We start from the raw sequence: 18,085 nt of genomic DNA on the forward strand, positions 1-18,085 counted from the left end.
GCAACCACAGGGTGGATCGACACGGCGCGACGGCAGACGCAGCGGTGCCCGTGCGGAGGTGAAGGGAACGAACCGTCCGGCGCAGGGCACGCGTGGCTACCTCGCGAAAGGACCTGGGGCGTCAGGGACATGACGCAGCATCAGGTGAGAAAGCCCCGTACTACGGCGATCCGGTGGCGGGAAACGTGCCGGGTGGTGCGCGCGACGAGGATCCGAACGGCGCGACCGCGAGACAGTGCAAGGAGCCACCGGACGGCCGGTGGCTAGCGTCTTGATGCCTCGGGGCTGGACATGCGCGCAGACTAACCGAGCCGTTCGGCCCCGTCCACGCAATTCGGCGGCGGTCGGGGCGACGGCGGTCGGCGGCGACTCCGCCGACCGCCTCGCCCTGCCGCTCAGCCGCGGGGTATCAGTGCGAAGACCTCGATCCAGAAGCGCTGGACCTCGCTCGACGCCCCCACCAGGTAGGTGGAACGCAGCTTCGGCGGGAGCAGGGCCACCAGCCGGGCCACCGCCGCCTGATGCTGCTTCAGCTGCGTCAACTCGGCGTTGGCCAGGACCTGGTGGACCAGATCGCTGTCGTTCGAGCCCTCGCTCGACGCATGAGCCGCCGTCCGCAGCCGCGATTCCCAGGCGTCGACGTCCTGGGCCAGCTCGCGCAGGCCGGTGACCGGGCGGTTGCTGAGCCGGTCGAGGAGGGCGGTCAGCGACACCGGGGCGTATTCACCGTCACCGAGATAGACCGTGCCCATCTCCAACGGCAGCCCGCGCTGGTGGAGTTTGATCAGCCGCTCCAGGGTGCGCTTGGTGATCCAGGCCCGGCCGTCCTCGTCGATGTCGTGCTTCCACCACTCCAGGACCGTCTCGGCGACGGCACCGTACTTCGCGATCAGCCACTCGTTGGCCGGGATGTCGCCCGGCTCGACGGTCAGCGAGACGGTGAAACGGGTCGCCTGCGCGATGTTGTTCCGGGCGACCAGGAGCTTGCGGCCGAGGTGGTACGGAGGGTTCTGCACCGCGATCTGCGCCCGCAGGTTCTCGACCCGGCGCCCCGCCAGGGACCACTCCTGAGTGATCTCCATCAGCTTGGCGAACGCCGCCTTGTCCTTGGGGCGGTTGTACTCGTCCCACACGATCGCCTTCGGCTCCGGCCCCAGGAACGACCCGGCCAGGAGGTTGTCCAGGGAGCCGTCGGTGGTCGGGATCGGTGCGCAGAGGTCTTCGACATTGGTCACCGGCATCGAGAAATACAGCGGCTCGCGCCCGTCGAGGCCCTCCCGGACCGTCTCGCGGACCAGCTCCGTCTTGCCGCACCCGGGCGGCCCCTGCAACAGCACCGACCAGCGGTTGCGCAGCGCCGCGCGCACCACGGCCCGTACCGGATCGGGGAGGGCGGCGGGGTTGGCGGCGCCCACCGCCGCCGCGATCCGGTCCAGTACCTCGGTCGTACGGTCCTTGCCCGGCCTGCCGTTGTCCTTCTGCTCGGCCAGCCGCAGCCGCTCGCCATTGACCAGCGGCAGCCCCCAGCGCAGCGGGAAGCCCTCCCGGGCGTTGGCCAGGATGTGGTCGAGGGTACGCGGGGAGAGCAGCTCGCGCAGGGCCGGGGCGAGGGTGGCCCAGAGGGTGAAGACCTCGCGCAGATTCCAGTCGCGGTACTTCGCCGCGAGCTGCTGCCGCCAGGACGTGTCGTTGGCGGTGATCCGGATCGTCACCATGCGGTCCAGGACGGCCAGATCGCTGCGCCGGGCCGCCGTCTCCGCCAGCGATTCGTTGTCCGTCAGGAAGACCCCGATGCAGCCCAGCTCCCGCAGGTCGTACTCGCCCAGCGTCCAGTTGCAGGCGATCTGCATCAGCTGTGACTGGATCGTCGCACCCGCCTGGAGCGAGTCATCGATCAGCAGCACGAACGGCTTGCCGGGCCGCAGCTGGCTCATCACCAGCTGCCGCAGCACCAGTTCGCCCGTCGTGGCGTCGCGCACCGGCGCGTTGGCGAGCAGATCGTCCGGGGTGAGATTGGCGGCCGGCACGAAGACCAGCTCGGCATCCGGGTACGCCGCGGGCAGATGGGAGAAGAAGGTGGCCGTCTTGCCGATGCCGTGCTCGCCGAAGATCTGGCCGGTCTGACCCATGTCGATCATCGCGTCGATGAACGACTCCAGCCGGGACACCCCCGGCCGGCCCTCCGGGGGCTCGGGATAGGTGGCGCTGGGCCGCCATCCCGCGGGCCGGGGCGGCGGGGTCTGCGCGGTGGCCGCGGTCCCCGGAGGTGCCGCGGTCGGCGTGGTCGTGCTCATCGGTCTCCTGTCGTCACACGGTGGCAGGCCATCGGCGGGGTGTGGTGGTCGGGCCAGTCGTTGCCGCCCGGCGTGATCAGCCAGATCCATTTGTCCGGCTCGGCGGGGGTGATGTGCGGGGCGTAGCCGTCGGTGAGCATCACCACGGCGTCCGGTATCTCCTCGAAGCCGCGGCCGTCGACCGTCGTGCGGCCCTCGACGTAGTCGGCCACCGCCTGGAAGCTCGTGCCCCCGCCGCCGTACACCTTCTCGCCGGGGCGGAACGGCATCACCGCACCGTCGAACGACAGCCAGTGGGCGGCCACCCCGTCGATCGAGCCCACCAGCTCCGTCAGCCAGTCGACCACCGCACCGGGCATCGACCCCGAGGTGTCGTACGCGATCACCAGGTTCTTCTCCCGCACCGGGCCGCGCCGCGACAGCATCGGATCGTGGCCCAGCGCGGCCAGCAGGGCGCCGCGCTTCTTCGGATAGACCAGCCGCTCGCCCTCCCGCAGCTTGGACGCGAGGACATCGACCAGCCAGCGCTGCCACCAGTCGACCTTCCCGGTCCGCGGGGTTCTGCCGCGCAGCGCCCCCGCGCCCAGCCGCCCCCACACCCGGGTCGCGTGCTCCGAGGCGCCGTCCGTGCGGTCCATCAGATCGAGCAGTTCCCGCTCCGCGCCCGGGTGTCCGCGCCGCGCCGCCAGCAGGGCGTTGACCAGTGCGGAGGACACCGTCTCGGCGAGGGTCGGCTGATCGCCGTCTGCCAACTCCGGGTCCGTGAGATGCACACAGGACACCGTGGGGACGGGCGGCTGCCGCATGCGCTTGAGCTCGGAGAACACGGTCATGTCGGTCTCGACGAAGGCGTCGTAGCCGAGCGGTTCGAGGCCCTGGGCCGCCAGATCGCCGACGTAGTCCCGGTGGATCTCGCGCGGGTCGACCCCCGTGGGCCGGCCGTCGAGCTGCGGCAGTTCCTTGCGGCCGAGCCGGACCAGGGCGACATGGTTGATGGCGACCTCGGCGGCGAGGGTGAAGACCGGGTCCGCGCGCAGCTCGGGGTCGGCGAACAGATGGCGGTGCACGAGATGGCGCGCCTCGTGGAAGAGGACGAACTTCACGCCCTCCAGGCCCAGCCGGACGAAGAAGTCGGGGTTGTAGAGCAGCGGACAGCTGCCGTCCCCGGAGGCCACCACGGCCGCGGTCGGCACGGCCGTCGTCGGGATCTGGTGGTGGCACTTGGCGTAGATCCAGGACGCCACCACGGATTCCGTCAGCCCGAAATCCAGCAGCGCGGCTTCCTTCAGCCGCCGCGCCTCCGCGACGACGTCCGGTGCCGCCGGGTGCCAGCGCTCCAGGGCCCGCCGGTCGGTCGGATCAACCACCGGCCGGTGCCCCACCGTTGTCGTGTCGTACGCCATGCCCCGCCCCCGTTCTCAGCTGCCTCCTTTCGTATCAGGAGGCACTGACAACGGAGCACGGCGGGAGGTGCCACGAGGGGAGCGAGAGCCGGTGGACCGGCGGCAGCGGGACCGGCCCGCTGCCGCCGGACACCGGACGCTGCCTCAGCGGCCGCCGCGGTCCTTGCCCAGGAGCCCGGCCCGCCGCAGGGCGTCCGCCATCGCGTCGTTGGCCGGTCCGGCGTCGCGGCCGCCCCGGCGGTCACCGCCGCGCGGTCCGCCGCCGCCCTGCCGCTGCCGCGGCGCACCGCCCCGGCCGCCCTCGCGCGCTGCGCCGCCGTTGCCGCCCCGGCGCTCGCCGCCACCGCGCCGCTCGCCGCCGCCACCGCCGGCCGACGCGCCCTTGCCGTGCTCGTCGTCCAGCCGCAGCGTCAGCGAGATCCGCTTCCGCGGAATGTCGACGTCGAGCACCTTCACCCGCACGATGTCGCCCGGCTTCACCACGTCCCGCGGGTCCTTGACGAAGGTCTTCGACATCGCCGAGACATGCACCAGACCGTCCTGGTGGACGCCCACGTCCACGAACGCCCCGAAGGCGGCGACATTGGTCACCACGCCTTCCAGGAGCATCCCCGGCTCCAGGTCGCCGATCTTCTCCACGCCTTCCTTGAAGGTCGCGGTCTTGAAGCCGGGGCGCGGGTCGCGGCCCGGCTTCTCCAGCTCCTGGAGGATGTCGCTCACCGTCGGCAGCCCGAAGGAGTCATCGACGAAGTCCGCGGCCTTCAGGGTGCGCAGCACCGCCGTGTTGCCGATCAGCGAACCGACCGCGGTATCGGCCGACTTCACCATCCGCCGCACCACCGGGTACGCCTCGGGGTGCACGCTGGAGGCGTCCAGCGGGTCGTCGCCGCCCCGGATCCGCAGGAAGCCCGCGCACTGCTCGTACGCCTTCGGGCCGAGCCGCGCCACGTCCTTGAGCGCCTTGCGGGAGCGGAAGGGGCCGTTGTTGTCCCGGTGGGTGACGATGTTCTCGGCGAGCCCGGAGCCGATGCCCGAGACCCGCGAAAGCAGGGGCGCCGAGGCGGTGTTGACGTCCACGCCGACGCCGTTCACGCAGTCCTCGACCACCGCGTCCAGCGAACGCGAGAGCTTCACCTCGGACAGATCGTGCTGGTACTGCCCGACGCCGATCGACTTCGGGTCGATCTTGACCAGCTCGGCCAGCGGGTCCTGGAGGCGCCGGGCGATGGACACCGCACCGCGCAGCGAGACATCCAGCTCGGGCAGCTCCTGCGAGGCGAACGCGGAGGCGGAGTACACCGAGGCACCGGCCTCGGACACCATCACCTTCGTCAGCTTCAGTTCCGGCTGCGCGGCGATCAGATCGGTCGCCAGCTTGTCGGTCTCGCGGGAGGCGGTGCCGTTGCCGATCGCGATCAGCTCGACGTCGTGCTCACGGGCCAGCTTCGCCAGCGTGGCCAGTGAGGCATCCCACTTCTGCTGCGGTACATGGGGGTAGATGGTCTCCGTGGCGGCCACCTTGCCGGTCGCGTCCACGACGGCCACCTTCACGCCCGTACGGAAACCGGGGTCCAGGCCCATCGTGGCGCGCGTACCGGCGGGCGCCGCCAGCAGCAGATCGCGCAGATTCGAGGCGAAGACCCGGACCGCCTCGTCCTCGGCCGCCTGCCGCAGGCGCAGCCGCAGATCGATCCCGAGGTGCACCTGCACCCGGGTGCGCCAGGCCCAGCGGACGGTGTCCTGGAGCCACTTGTCGCCCGGACGGCCCCGGTCGGTGATGCCGAAGCGGTGCGCGATGGACTGCTCGTAGGCGCTCGGCCCCTCGGTGACCGCCGACGGGTCCTCCGGCTCCAGGCTGAGATCGAGGATCTCCTCCTTCTCGCCGCGGAACATCGCCAGCACCCGGTGGGAGGGCAGTTCGGTGAACGGCTCGGCGAAGTCGAAGTAGTCGGCGAACTTCGCGCCGGCCTCCTCCTTGCCCTCGCGTACCTTCGCCGCGACCCGCCCGCGCGACCACATCCGTTCGCGCAGCTCACCGATCAGGTCCGCGTCCTCGCCGAACCGCTCGGTCAGGATGGCCCGCGCGCCCTCCAGGGCGGCGGCCGGCTCGGCGACACCCTTGTCGGCGTCCACGAACGCCGCGGCCGCCGCGGCCGGTTCCACCGACGGATCGCTCAGCAGCCCGTCGGCGAGCGGCTCCAGCCCCGCCTCCCGCGCGATCTGTGCCTTGGTGCGCCGCTTGGGCTTGAACGGGAGGTAGATGTCCTCCAGCCGTGCCTTGGAGTCGGCGCCGCGGATCTGCGCCTCCAGGGCGGCGTCCAGCTTGCCCTGGGACCGTACGGACTCCAGGATCGAGGTCCGCCGCTCCTCCAGCTCCCGCAGATAGCGCAGCCGTTCCTCGAGCGAGCGCAGCTGCGCGTCGTCGAGCATCTCGGTGGCTTCCTTGCGATAGCGCGCGATGAACGGGACGGTCGAGCCGCCGTCGAGCAGTTCGACCGCGGCCTTCACCTGCCGCTCCTTGACGCCGAGCTCCCCGGCGATCCTCGCTTCGATGGACCCGAGGGCCCCGATGGGCTCAGTGGATGCCGTCACGTTGATCCAGACCCGCCTTCCAGCGCTTGCTTGAGCCTGCATTGTGCCGGGTGGCGGGCCGGACTGTCGCGCCGCCCAGCCGCCGGGGGTGTCCGTGACCTCACCTCGTCCGCCCGGAAACCGGGACGGACGCGCCGATACCCCCGGCGCCGGGGTGCGCGACGACCTCGCACACCCCGGCGACCGCGGGGCACCGCTTCTGAGGGCGCGTTACGTACCGGAACGCACCGATACGTTACGGATCACTTGCCGAACAGCACCGCGGGGAAGGCCCCGGCGTTCATGGCCGTGGTGGTGAAGCCGGTCGCCAGCTCGGTGAGCCGGGCCACGCCCTCGGCGCCCAGGTGCTCGTACGGGGCCCGGTCCAGCCGGTCGGTGGTCCGCTCCAGCTCCTTGCGCAGCACGACTCCGGCCTCGGTCAGCTCGTCCCCGCCGTCCAGGAGGCCGCGCGACCGCAGCCGCTCCTGCGCGGCCTGCCAGTCCTCCTCAGCCCAGCCACGAGTTGCCATGATGCCCTGGTGGCTCATGCCCCGGCCGGTGGCCGTGTGGGTGACCAGTGCTTCCAGGCCGTCGAGTTCGGTGTCCAGCAGCGCTATCAGGTGGCCGTCGCCGCGGTGTTCGCGCAGTAGCGTCGCGGCGTGCCAGTAGGCCAGGTGCGGGGCCTCGGGCACCGGCAGATCGGCGTGCGCGGCGTACAGCGGCCGGGCCCGGCGGGTGCAGGCCTCGGCGGCGTGCAGCGCCAGCTTCGCCGCCTCCGCCATCTCCGGCGACTCGACGGCCTCGGTGCCGAGCAGCCGGCGCAGCGTGGCGTCCACGGCGCGCAGCCGGGCGTCGAGCACCTGCTGCGGCGTGGTGACGGACCAGATGTGCGGGACGTGCCGGGCGATGAGCTCGTGCTTGAAGTTGTAGAAGGTCGCCGTGATCGTGCCGGGGCCCACGGCGCCCATGGCCGCGCCACGACAGGCGAAGTAGGCGGCGCTGCGGTTGTCGAGGCCGAGCTTCGCCATCTCCTCGGACAGCTCCGGCGCGAAGTAGTGCGTGGAGTGGAACGGGTTGACGACGTTGTGGCAGGTGCGGCCGGCCTTCTCGGGCAGTGCACTCGTAGCAGTCATGCCAGCAGGTTACCGACCGCTCGGTATGAGGCTAGGGGGAGGGTGCCTCCGGTGGGTCGGGTGAGGCTCGCGATGGCAGTAAAGGTGGGAAATCCGTCATTGCCGCCATCCGCCCGACTGTCCAGGATGGACGGCATGGAACCGCGCGATGTGCTGGTCGTCCTCTTCGACGGCCTCCAGAGCCTCGATCTGACCGGACCGGTCGAAGTCTTCGACGGTGCGAACCACGGCGCCCCGGGCGCCTACCGGATCCGCACCGCGAGCCTGGACGGCGGCCCGGTCCGTACCTCCAGCGGTCTGACGCTCACCCCGGACCTCGCGCTCGCCGACACCGCACCGCCGCACACCCTCCTGGTACCCGGCGGCGAAGGCACCGGCCACCCCGACCCGCGGCTGATCGACTGGCTGCGGACGCACGCCCCGCGCGCCCGCCGGAAGGTCTCGGTGTGCAGCGGCGCGCTCCTGCTGGCCGAGGCCGGGCTGCTGGACGGCCGCCGGGCGACGACCCACTGGGCGCTGTGCGACGAGTTCGCCGAGCGCTATCCCGCCGTCCGGGTCGCCCCGGAGCCGATCTACGTACGGGACGGGGACCTGGCCACCTCGGCGGGCGTCACGGCCGGTATCGATCTCGCGCTGGCTCTGGTCGAGGAGGACCTGGGCCGGGACCTCGCGCTGACCATCGCCCGCCATCTGGTCGTCTTCCTGCGGCGTCCGGGCAACCAGACGCAGTTCAGCGCCCAGCTCGCCGCCCAGACCGCACAGCGCCGGCCACTGCGTGACGTCCAGCAGTGGATCACCGAGAACCCGGAGGCGGACCTCTCCGTCGACGCCCTCGCGCAGCGCGCCAGCCTCTCCCCGCGGCACTTCGCGCGGGCGTTCCGCGAGGAGACCGGCATGACACCGGGCCGCTATGTCGACCGGGTACGGCTGGAGGCCGCCCGGCGGTGCCTGGAGGACACCACCGACGGCATCGGGCAGGTGGCGCGCCGCTGCGGCTACGGCACCCCCGAGGCGATGCGCCGCGCCTTCCTCCGCGTCCTGGGCGCCTCACCGGCCGAATACCGCCGCCGTTTCCAGCCCTCCGTGTCCTGCCCGCCGGCCGGATGACCGGCCCGCGTCCACAGCCACCGCCGCCCGGCCTTCCCGACCGCCCCTTGAGTCCCCTGCGCCCTCTCAGCCCCATCGATGTCCAGCAACCCCTACCGACAGGAACCGCCGTGCAGATCGCGATCGTCCTCTACGAAGGCTTCACCGCCCTCGACGCCATCGGCCCCTACCAGACCCTGAGCCCGCTCCCGGATGCCGAGACCGTCTTCGTCGCCGAGAACCCCGGCCCGGTCGACGACGACAGCGGAACCCTGACCGTCGTGGCGAAGAAGGCACTCACCGAGGTACCGCGCCCGGACCTCGTCGTGGTCCCCGGCGGCCCGCCGGAGAGCGTCGAGCGGCAGATGCGCAACGAGGCGCTGCTCGGCTGGCTGCGCGCCGCCGACGCCACATCGACCTGGACGACCTCGGTGTGCACCGGCTCCCTGATCCTGGCCGCGGCCGGGCTGCTCACGGGGCGCCGCGCCACCTCGCACTGGCTCTCGCTGGAGTCGGTCAAGGAGTTCGGCGCCGAGCCCACCGGCGAACGGGTCGTCTTCGACGGCAAGTACGTCACCGCCGCCGGTGTCTCGTCCGGCATCGACATGGGCCTGACCCTGGCCGGGCGGATCGCCGGTGACACGTACGCGCAGGGCATCCAGCTGATGACGGAGTACGACCCGCAGCCGCCCTACGACGCGGGCTCACCCGAGAAGGCGCCGGCCGAGCTGGTCGCCAAGTTCAGGAACGGCGCGTAGCGCTGCCCGCCTCGCCGGGGCCGGCGGTCCATGCGAACCGCGGCGCCCGGCGCTCCAGGAAGGCGGCGGCACCCTCCGCGGTGTCGCCGCTCGCGTGCGCCTGCGCGGCCCAGTACGCGCCGCGCTCCTCGGCCTCGGCGGGCGGTACGTCCCAGGTCCCGTTGGCCAGCTCCTTCGCCGCGGTCTGGGTCAGCAGCGACCGGCTCGCGAGGACGGCCGAGAACTCCGCCACCCGCTTGCCCAGCTCACCCTCGGCCAGTGCCTCGTCCACCAGGCCGGTACGCAGCGCCCGTGCACAGTCGATCAACTCCCCGGAGAACAACAGGTACTTGGCGGCGGAGAGCCCGACCAGCCGGACCAGCCGCCGGGTGGCGGACGCCGGATAGGCCACCCCGAGCTTGGCCGGCGTCACCCCGAACAGCGCGCCCTCCTCCGCGAACCGCAGATCACACGCGGCCGCCAACTGCGCGCCGCCCCCCACGCAGTAGCCACGTATCGCCGCCAGCGTCGGCCCGGGAAACGCCGCCAGCGCCTCCTCGGCCGCCACCGCCAGGCCCTGCGACTCACCCGCCCCGTCCCGCAGCGCGCCGATGTCCGCCCCCGCGCAGAACGTCCCGCCCTCGCCGGTCAGCACCAGCGACCGGACGGCACGATCACCCGCCAGCCGCTCCAGCAGCGGCGGCAGCTCCCGCCACATCTGCACCGTCATCGCATTCCGCTTGCCGGTGTTGCTGATGGTGACGGTCGCGGTGCCGTCGCTGACATGCGTCTTCAGACCGGGTTCCATGCCCCGGATATTAGAACGCCGGCCAGTTCCCGGCCCGCTACGATCGGCGGCCTGATGTCAGCAACTCTCGTCGCCAAAGACCTCGCCGCCGGCCACGGCGAGCGCGTCCTGTTCTCCGGTCTCGATCTGGTCGTCGCCCCCGGGGATGTGATCGGCCTCGTCGGTGCCAACGGGGCGGGCAAATCCACCCTGCTGCGCCTGCTGGCCGGCCTGGACACCCCGGAGGAGGGCACCCTCGCGCTCGGCCCGCCCACCGCCACCGTCGGCCACCTCCCGCAGGAGCCCGACCGCCGCCCGGGAGAGACCGTACGGGCCTTCCTCACCCGCCGCACCGGCGTCGCCGGCGCCCAGCTCGCGCTGGACACCGCCACCCAGGCGCTGGTCGAGGAACGCCCCGGCGCGGACGACGCCTACGCCACCGCGCTGGAGCGCTGGCTGGCCCTGGGCGCCGCCGACCTCGACGAGCGCGCCGAGGAGATCGCCGGCCGGCTCGGCCTGACCATCGGCCTCGACCAGCCGATGACCACGCTCTCCGGCGGCCAGGCCGCCCGCGCCTCGCTCGCCTCCCTGCTGCTCTCCCGCTACGACATCTTCCTGCTCGACGAGCCGACCAACGACCTCGACCTGGACGGCCTCGGACAGCTGGAGGACTTCGTCACCGGGCTGCGCGCCGGCACCGTCCTGGTCAGCCACGACCGCGAGTTCCTGACCCGTACGGTCAACCGCGTCGTCGAACTCGACCTGGCCCAGCAGCAGGTCAACACCTACGGCGGCGGCTACACCTCCTACCTGGAGGAGCGCGAGCGGGCCCGGCGCCATGCGCGGGAGCAGTACGACGAGTACGCCGACACCAAGGCCGCTCTGGAGACCCGCGCGCACACCCAGCGCAACTGGATGGAGAAGGGCGTCAAGAACGCCCGCCGCAAGGCCACCGACAACGACAAGATCGCCCGCAAGGGCCGGGTGGAGGCCACCGAGAAGCAGGCCGCCAAGGCCAAGCAGACCCAGCGCCTGATCGAGCGGCTCGACGTCGTCGAGGAGCCGCGCAAGGAGTGGGAGCTGCGGATGGAGATCGCCGCCGCACCCCGGGCCGGCGCGGTCGTGGCCACCCTCCGCGGTGCCGCGGCCCGGCGCGGCGACTTCCGCCTCGGCCCGGTGGACCTCCAGATCGACTGGGCGGACCGGGTCGCCATCACCGGCCCCAACGGCTCCGGCAAGTCCACCCTGCTCGCCGCCCTCCTCGGTCGGCTCCCGCTGGACGCCGGGCAGGCGTCGCTCGGACCCGGCGTGGTGGTCGGCGAGGTCGACCAGGCGCGCGGGCTGTTCTTCGGCGACGATCCGCTGATGGACGCCTTCCGGCTCTCCGTCCCCGATCTGTCGCCCGCCGATGTGCGCACCCTGCTCGCGAAGTTCGGGCTGAAGGCGGCACATGTGCTGCGCCCGGCGCGCACCCTCTCGCCGGGGGAGCGGACCCGGGCCGCGCTGGCCCTCCTCCAGGGCCGCGGGGTCAACCTCCTCGTCCTGGACGAGCCGACCAACCACCTCGACCTGCCGGCCATCGAACAGCTGGAGTCCGCGCTCGCCTCCTACCCGGGCACCCTGCTGCTGGTCACGCACGACCGCCGGATGCTCGAAGCGGTGCACACCACCCGCCGCATCGAGGTCGACGGGGGACGGATCACCGACCGGACGGTGTGAGAACCCCGGGAGCGGCGGCCCGCGGCACCCGTGGTGATTATCGATTTGGCCCTGGGGCCGCCGACCCGTACTGTGGTGTTCACCGACGCGGGGTGGAGCAGCTCGGTAGCTCGCTGGGCTCATAACCCAGAGGTCGCAGGTTCAAATCCTGTCCCCGCTACTGAAGACAGAACAGCAGGTCCGGTGCTCAGGCACCGGGCCTGCTGTTCTTGGTGGTCCAGGGCGCGGCGGTCCGGGAACGCGGCACAAAGGGAACAGGTCCGGTCCCCGGGCCGGGCCAACCACTCGGAATCGGCCAGAAGCCGTCGATAGATGCTGACTTGTGGTCAGCAGGCCGGTCCGGACCAATGCATTCCCAACACTCTTCCTGTGAGGATGCCTTCCGGACCCCCCGCAGAACCCCCCGAAGAGCTGACCTCCCCGCTCGCGTACGAAGGTGTCTGGCGGTTCACCGCCCCGGCACTGGAGGCCTCGGTGCCGCAGGCCCGGCACGCGGTCCGGGATCTGCTCGCCGAACAGTGTGTACCCGTCGCCGCCGCGATCATGGACGGCCTGCTGCTCATCGTCTCCGAACTCGTCACCAACGCCGTCCGGCACGCCGCCCTGCTCTCGCCCCAGATCGCCGTACAGGTCACCCTCGGGGCGAACTGGCTACGGGTCGCGGTCGAGGACGATCACCCCTACCGTCCCAAGGCACTGGAGGCGGATCAGGGTGATGTCGGCGGCCGCGGATTGTGGCTGGTCAAGACGCTCACCGCGGAGGTGGGCGGCAAATGCGGTGTGGAACACACGAGGAACGGCGGCAAGGCCATCTGGGCCGAGCTGCCGCTCACCCCGCCCGTTACCAGCCCGCCGCTCCTCCTGTGAGCTCGCGCACCGCCGGCCTCGCCGCGTCCAGCACGGTCATGAACCAGGCGGAGAACGGCGCCTCGGCATGCCGCTCGGCCAGCTCCTCCGGCGTCACGAAGGCGATCTCGCCGATCTCCTCGGGGTCGGGCGCCGGCTCGGCCCGCACCAGCCCGACGAACAGGTGGTTGTACTCCTGCTCCACGAGGCCGGAGTCCGGGTCGGGATGGTTGTAACGGACCGTGCCGGCCTCGGCCAGCAGGGAGGGCGCCAGGCCCAGTTCCTCCGCGGTCCGGCGGGCGGCGGCCGCGAACGGCGCCTCGCCCGGGTACGGATGGCCGCAGCAGGTGTTGGACCACACGCCGGGGGAGTGGTACTTCCCCAGCGCCCGGCGCTGGAGCAGCAGCCGGCCCTTCTCGTCGAAGAGGAAGACCGAGAAGGCCCGGTGCAGTTGCCCGGGGGGCTGGTGGGCGGCGAGCTTCTCCGCGGTGCCGATCGTCGTACCGTCCTCGTCGACCAGCTCCAGCATGATCGGTTCGGCGGTGCCGCCCGGTGTGCTCACCGCCGGGTCCCCGGCGGTCTGTCCGTTGGCAGGTGTGATCGGCATGCCCATCCTTGTCGTCGGTCTTCGACGCCAAGTCTGCCCTAGCCGGGTCCGCATCACCGGCACAGCGGGTGCGCGGCGCAACAAGCCCGCGCACCGGTCACCCGGCGCGCCTGCCGTGAGATGGTCCACACCCGCCACCGGGCCCGCCGCCCCCGGCCCGGCGGATACCGGCCGGCGGCCGTGGCGCCACCGGCGGACGGCACGCGCCCCGGACCTGGGATGGATCTCACCACACCGGCCCCGGCACAACCCGCCCGCCCTGTGACCAGCCCTCTCATAACCGGCACCGGATCGGGCCCCGGACCTGCGGGCCAGTTGTTCATGGGCCACCCGATCCACCATGATGATCGCGGCAGGCGCAGCCGTCGGTCACTCGATCGTGCGGTGAATGCGCGGTGAACGGCCGCATCCGGCGATCCGATAGCCTCTGCCGACGTGCCACCCGGCCCTCCCAGGGGCGAGGTGTGCCACGCCCGCTGCCCGGGTAGTTCGTATCGAATGCGGACCGACCGGCGCTGCCTTGTCAGCATCCAAGGAGTGAGTTCGTCTGTCGACCGCCATCCTCACCGGTCCGCCGGTCGCCGGGTCGCCGCTCGAAGCCGACCTGCGCGCGCTGGGCTTTGACGTCCGTACGGCGGACGATGCCACGGCCGCCGCCGAGCTGATCAACGCGGTGCCCGCCCAGGAGCGGGTCGCCGTGGTCGACCCCCGCTTCGTGGGCCATCCGCACGCCCTGCGGCTGGCGCTGACCGACCCCCGCTTCCCGGCCGCGGCCGTGCCCGGCGCGCTCACCGCGCAGCCCGCGGCCCGCGCCGCGCTGACCCGCGCGGTCGGCAGGATCCCGGTCGGCGCCGGCACCGCCCACCTCACGGATGTCCTCACCGACACCCTCACCGAGTCCCTCGACCGCGACGAGATCGGTCTGCACCGCGTCGAGCTGGGCAGCCTGGTCGCCACCGTCGCGCTCACCCCGGCGCAGCGCGAGGACGCCCGGGAGGCCGTCGCGGCCGTCGACGACGAGGCCGTCCGGCTGCGCACCGCCGTGAAGTCCCGCGACGGGTTCTTCACCACGTACTGCATCAGCCCGTACTCCCGCTATCTCGCCCGCTGGTGCGCGCGGCGCGGGCTCACCCCCAACCAGGTCACCACCGCCTCGCTGCTCACCGCGCTGATCGCGGCCGGCTGCGCGGCGACCGGAACCCGTGGCGGCTTCGTCGCGGCCGGTTTCCTGCTGCTGTTCTCCTTCGTCCTGGACTGCACGGACGGGCAGCTCGCCCGCTACTCCCTCCAGTACTCGACGATGGGCGCCTGGCTGGACGCCACCTTCGACCGGGCCAAGGAGTACGCGTACTACGCGGGCCTCGCCCTCGGGGCGGCCCGCGGCGGGGACGATGTCTGGGCGCTGGCGCTCGGCGCGATGGTCCTGATGACCTGCCGCCACGTCGTCGACTTCTCCTTCAACGAGGCGAACCACGACGCCGCCGCCAACACCAGCCCCACCGCCGCCCTCTCCGGCAAGCTCGACAGCGTCGGCTGGACGGTCTGGGTGCGCCGGATGATCGTGCTGCCGATCGGCGAACGCTGGGCCATGATCGCGGTGCTCACCGCGCTGACCACCCCGCGCATCGTCTTCTACGCCCTGCTCATCGGCTGTGCGCTGGCCGCCTGCTACACCACGGCCGGCCGGGTGCTGCGCTCGCTGACCCGCCGGGCCCGGCGTACCGACCGTGCCGCCCAGGCGCTGGCCGACCTCGCCGACTCCGGGCCGCTCGCCGAGCTGATCGCCCGCAGCGCCCGGGGCCGCGGCCGGACCGGTTCCTTCCTGGCCCCCGTCATGGCATTTCTCTCAGCCGCCGTGCTGCTGGTCTGGGTGATCTTCGAGAACGACCCCGCGTCCTGGCTGACCGTCGGCGTCGCCGTCTGCTCCGCGCTGCTGGCCGGTGCGGCCGTGGCCCGGCCGCTCAAGGGTGCCCTCGACTGGCTCGTGCCGCCCTTCTTCCGGGCCGGTGAGTACGTCACCATCCTGGTGCTGGCCGCCCGGGCGGACGTCCCCGGAGCGCTTCCGGCGGCGTACGGGCTGGTCGCGGCGGTCGCCTACCATCACTACGACACGGTCTACCGCATCCGTGGTGGCACCGGAGCCCCGCCGCGGTGGCTGGTCCGGGCGACCGGCGGACATGAGGGACGGATCCTCGTGATCACCGTCCTCGCCGCCGCGCTGTCCCCCTCAGGTTTCACAATCGCGCTGACGGCCCTTGCTGTGGCCCTGGCGCTGCTGGTGCTCATCGAGAGCATCCGTTTCTGGGTGTCCTCCCAAGCACCCGCCGTACACGATGAAGGAGAACCCGCATGATCGGCCTCGTGCTGGCTGCCGGCGCCGGACGGCGTCTGCGCCCCTACACCGACACCCTGCCCAAGGCTCTGGTGCCGGTCGACGGGGACACGACCATCCTCGACCTGACCCTCGGGAACTTCGCCGAGATCGGCCTGACCGAGGTCGCGATCATCGTCGGCTACCGCAAGGAAGCCGTCTACGAGCGCAAGGAGGCCCTGGAGCAGAAGTACGGCCTCAAGCTCACCCTCATCGACAACGACAAGGCCGAGGAGTGGAACAACGCCTACTCCCTGTGGTGCGGCCGTGACTCCATCAAGCACACCGTGATCCTCGCCAACGGCGACACCGTGCACCCGGTCTCCGTCGAGAAGACCCTGCTCGCCGCCCGCGGCAACGGCCAGAAGATCATCCTCGCCCTCGACACGGTCAAGCAGCTGGCCGACGAGGAGATGAAGGTCATCGTGGACCCCGCCAAGGGTGTCCAGAAGATCACCAAGCTGATGGACCCGGCCGAGGCGACCGGTGAGTACATCGGTGTCACCCTCATCGAGGGCGAGGCCGCCGAGGAGCTGGCCGACGCCCTGAAGACCACCTTCGAGCGGGACCCCGACCTCTACTACGAGGACGGCTACCAGGAGCTCGTCAACCGCGGCTTCAAGGTGGACGTGGCCCCCATCGGCGACGTCAAGTGGGTCGAGATCGACAACCACGACGACCTGGCGAAGGGCCGTGACATCGCATGCCAGTACTGACCCGCCTCATCCCGTCCCCGGTCGTTGTTGACATCAACGCCGGCGCCCTGGACGACCTGGCGGGCCTGCTGGCCGATCAGCGCATCTCCGCGTCCGGCAAGCTCGCCATCGCGATCAGCGGCGGCTCGGGTGCGCGGCTGCGCGAGCGGCTGTCCCCCGCGCTGCCGGGCGCCGAGTGGTACGAGGTCGGCGGCGGCACCCTGGACGACGCGATCAAGCTCGCCGACGCCATGAAGAAGGGGCACTACGACGCCGTCGTGGGCCTGGGCGGCGGCAAGATCATCGACTGCGCCAAGTTCGCCGCGGCGCGGATCGGTCTGCCGCTGGTCGCCGTCGCGACGAACCTGTCGCACGACGGTCTGTGCTCGCCGGTCGCCACCCTGGACAACGATGCGGGCCGCGGCTCCTACGGGGTGCCGAACCCGATCGCCGTGGTGATCGACCTCGACATCATCCGTGAGGCCCCGGTCCGGTTCGTCCGCTCCGGCATCGGCGACGCGATCTCCAACATCTCCGCGGTCGCGGACTGGGAGCTCTCGCACCGGGAGACCGGTGAGGACATCGACGGACTGGCGGCCGCCATGGCGCGCCAGGCCGGCGAGGCCGTGCTGCGCCACCCCGGTGGTGTCGGCGACGACAACTTCCTCCAGGTGTTGGCCGAGGGCCTGGTCCTCACCGGCATCTCGATGTCGGTGGCGGGCGACAGCCGCCCGGCGTCCGGCGCCTGCCACGAGATCAACCACGCCCTGGACATCCTCTTCCCCAAGCGCGCGGCGAGCCATGGCGAGCAGTGCGGCCTCGGTGCCGCCTTCGCCACGCATCTGCGCGGGGACAAGGAGACCCGGGACCTGATGGTCGAGGTGCTGCGCCGGCACGGTCTGCCGGTCACCCCCGGCGAGATCGGCTTCACCGACGAGGAGTTCGTCGAGGCCGTCGCGTACGCGCCCAAGACCCGCCCCGGGCGCTACACCATCCTTGAGCACCTCGACCTGTCCGCCGACCAGATCAGGGACGCATACGCCGACTATGCAGAAGCCGTCAGTAGCTGAACTCCGCCCGGTCGTGCACCCCGAGGGTGTCAAGGACCGGCGCAGCGGTGAGCACTGGGGCGGTCGCCTCTATATGCGTGAGATCTCCTTGCGCATCGACCGGCACCTGGTGAACACGAAGGTCACGCCCAACCAGCTGACCTACCTGATGACCGTTTTCGGCGTCCTCGCCGCCCCGGCACTGCTCGTGCCGGGGATCGCGGGCGCCGTGCTCGGTGTGCTGATGGTCCAGCTGTACCTGCTGCTCGACTGTGTCGACGGCGAGGTCGCCCGCTGGAAGAAGCAGTTCTCGCTGGGCGGGGTGTACCTGGACCGGGTCGGCGCCTACCTGTGCGACGCCGCGGTCCTGGTCGGCTTCGGCCTGCGCGCCGCCGACCTGTGGGGCTCCGGCCGGATCGACTGGCTGTGGGCCTTCCTCGGCACCCTCGCCGCCCTCGGCGCGATCCTGATCAAGGCCGAGACCGACCTCGTCGGTGTCGCCCGGCACCAGGGCGGGCTGCCGCCGGTCAAGGAGGCGGCTTCCGAGCCGCGCTCGTCCGGTATGGCGCTGGCCCGCAAGGCCGCCGGGGCGCTGAAGTTCCACCGGCTCATCCTCGGTATCGAGGCGTCCCTGCTGATCCTGGTCCTGGCGATCGTGGACTCGATCAGGGGCGACCTGTTCTTCTCCCGTCTCGGCGTCGCCGTGCTCGCCGGCATCGCGCTCCTCCAGACGCTGCTCCACCTCGTGTCCATCCTCGCCTCCAGCAGGCTCAAGTGACGGGGGCGT

General features: G+C 71.7%; 14 protein-coding genes and 1 tRNA gene. 9 read left to right on the top strand and 6 right to left on the bottom strand.

The window, feature by feature from the left end; genetic code table 11:
* Positions 1-395: 395 nt before the first annotated feature.
* The 4 genes from QT196_RS33515 to QT196_RS33530 all read right to left on the bottom strand — a co-directional run bounded on the left by QT196_RS33515 (position 396) and on the right by QT196_RS33530 (position 7,401).
* The gene (locus QT196_RS33515) at positions 396-2,294 is read right to left on the bottom strand and encodes an ATP-binding protein (protein WP_290356270.1); all 1,899 of its coding nucleotides are present in this window, start codon (positions 2,292-2,294) and stop codon (positions 396-398) included.
* A complete protein-coding gene (locus QT196_RS33520; protein WP_290356271.1) occupies positions 2,291-3,697 on the bottom strand; it encodes a hypothetical protein in 1,407 nt (468 codons plus the stop codon). Before QT196_RS33520 ends, QT196_RS33515 begins: the two co-directional genes overlap by 4 nt.
* 144 nt (positions 3,698-3,841) lie before the next feature.
* Positions 3,842-6,289, bottom strand: coding sequence for a Tex family protein (locus tag QT196_RS33525; protein WP_168482437.1), 2,448 nt, complete (start codon positions 6,287-6,289; stop codon positions 3,842-3,844).
* A 242-nt stretch (positions 6,290-6,531) separates the two neighbouring features.
* Positions 6,532-7,401: a hypothetical protein gene (locus tag QT196_RS33530; RefSeq protein ID WP_266732333.1), complete on the bottom strand. Its 870-nt coding sequence runs from the start codon at positions 7,399-7,401 to the stop codon at positions 6,532-6,534.
* 135 nt (positions 7,402-7,536) lie between these two features.
* Here QT196_RS33530 and QT196_RS33535 point away from each other — a divergent pair, with 135 nt between their 5' ends.
* Complete coding sequence (locus QT196_RS33535; protein ID WP_168482439.1) at positions 7,537-8,508, top strand: GlxA family transcriptional regulator; 972 nt, start codon at positions 7,537-7,539, stop codon at positions 8,506-8,508.
* Positions 8,509-8,618: 110 nt separating this feature from the next.
* Positions 8,619-9,245, top strand: a complete 627-nt coding sequence (locus QT196_RS33540) for a DJ-1/PfpI family protein (protein ID WP_168482440.1) — start codon at positions 8,619-8,621, stop codon at positions 9,243-9,245.
* On the opposite strand, the gene QT196_RS33545 is transcribed toward QT196_RS33540, so the two are convergent.
* On the bottom strand, positions 9,229-10,032 hold the full coding sequence (locus QT196_RS33545; protein ID WP_266732335.1) for an enoyl-CoA hydratase-related protein: 804 nt from the start codon (positions 10,030-10,032) through the stop codon (positions 9,229-9,231). The genes QT196_RS33540 and QT196_RS33545 overlap by 17 nt on opposite strands.
* A 54-nt stretch (positions 10,033-10,086) precedes the next feature.
* Here QT196_RS33545 and QT196_RS33550 point away from each other — a divergent pair, with 54 nt between their 5' ends.
* From QT196_RS33550 to QT196_RS33560, 3 genes are all read left to right on the top strand, one after another.
* Entirely contained in the window at positions 10,087-11,730 is a 1,644-nt protein-coding gene (locus QT196_RS33550) for an ABC-F family ATP-binding cassette domain-containing protein (protein WP_168482442.1), read from the top strand.
* 86 nt (positions 11,731-11,816) lie between these two features.
* Positions 11,817-11,890 (top strand) — tRNA-Met (locus QT196_RS33555).
* A gap of 215 nt (positions 11,891-12,105) precedes the next feature.
* Positions 12,106-12,597, top strand: a complete 492-nt coding sequence (locus QT196_RS33560) for an ATP-binding protein (protein WP_168482443.1) — start codon at positions 12,106-12,108, stop codon at positions 12,595-12,597.
* Here the strand turns inward: QT196_RS33560 and idi are convergent.
* Positions 12,572-13,183 (bottom strand): isopentenyl-diphosphate Delta-isomerase, encoded by a 612-nt coding sequence (gene idi / locus QT196_RS33565; protein ID WP_085922555.1) that lies wholly within the window; start codon positions 13,181-13,183, stop codon positions 12,572-12,574. The genes QT196_RS33560 and idi overlap by 26 nt on opposite strands.
* A 547-nt stretch (positions 13,184-13,730) precedes the next feature.
* Here idi and QT196_RS33570 point away from each other — a divergent pair.
* From QT196_RS33570 to QT196_RS33585, 4 genes are read left to right on the top strand one after another with little or no spacing between them, the layout of a single operon-like run.
* Complete coding sequence (locus QT196_RS33570; RefSeq protein WP_168484159.1) at positions 13,731-15,536, top strand: DUF5941 domain-containing protein; 1,806 nt, start codon at positions 13,731-13,733, stop codon at positions 15,534-15,536.
* Positions 15,533-16,270, top strand: coding sequence for a phosphocholine cytidylyltransferase family protein (locus tag QT196_RS33575; protein ID WP_085922553.1), 738 nt, complete (start codon positions 15,533-15,535; stop codon positions 16,268-16,270). Before QT196_RS33570 ends, QT196_RS33575 begins: the two co-directional genes overlap by 4 nt.
* Positions 16,258-17,319, top strand: a complete 1,062-nt coding sequence (locus QT196_RS33580; RefSeq protein ID WP_085922552.1) for an iron-containing alcohol dehydrogenase family protein — start codon at positions 16,258-16,260, stop codon at positions 17,317-17,319. The genes QT196_RS33575 and QT196_RS33580 overlap by 13 nt, the downstream gene beginning before the upstream one ends.
* A complete protein-coding gene (locus tag QT196_RS33585; RefSeq protein ID WP_042161007.1) occupies positions 17,297-18,076 on the top strand; it encodes a CDP-alcohol phosphatidyltransferase family protein in 780 nt (259 codons plus the stop codon). Before QT196_RS33580 ends, QT196_RS33585 begins: the two co-directional genes overlap by 23 nt.
* Positions 18,077-18,085: the final 9 nt, after the last annotated feature.

It is taken from the genome of Streptomyces sp. P9-2B-2 (genome assembly GCF_030406865.1).
In the GTDB taxonomy this organism is placed as follows: Bacteria; Actinomycetota; Actinomycetes; order Streptomycetales; family Streptomycetaceae; genus Streptomyces; species Streptomyces platensis.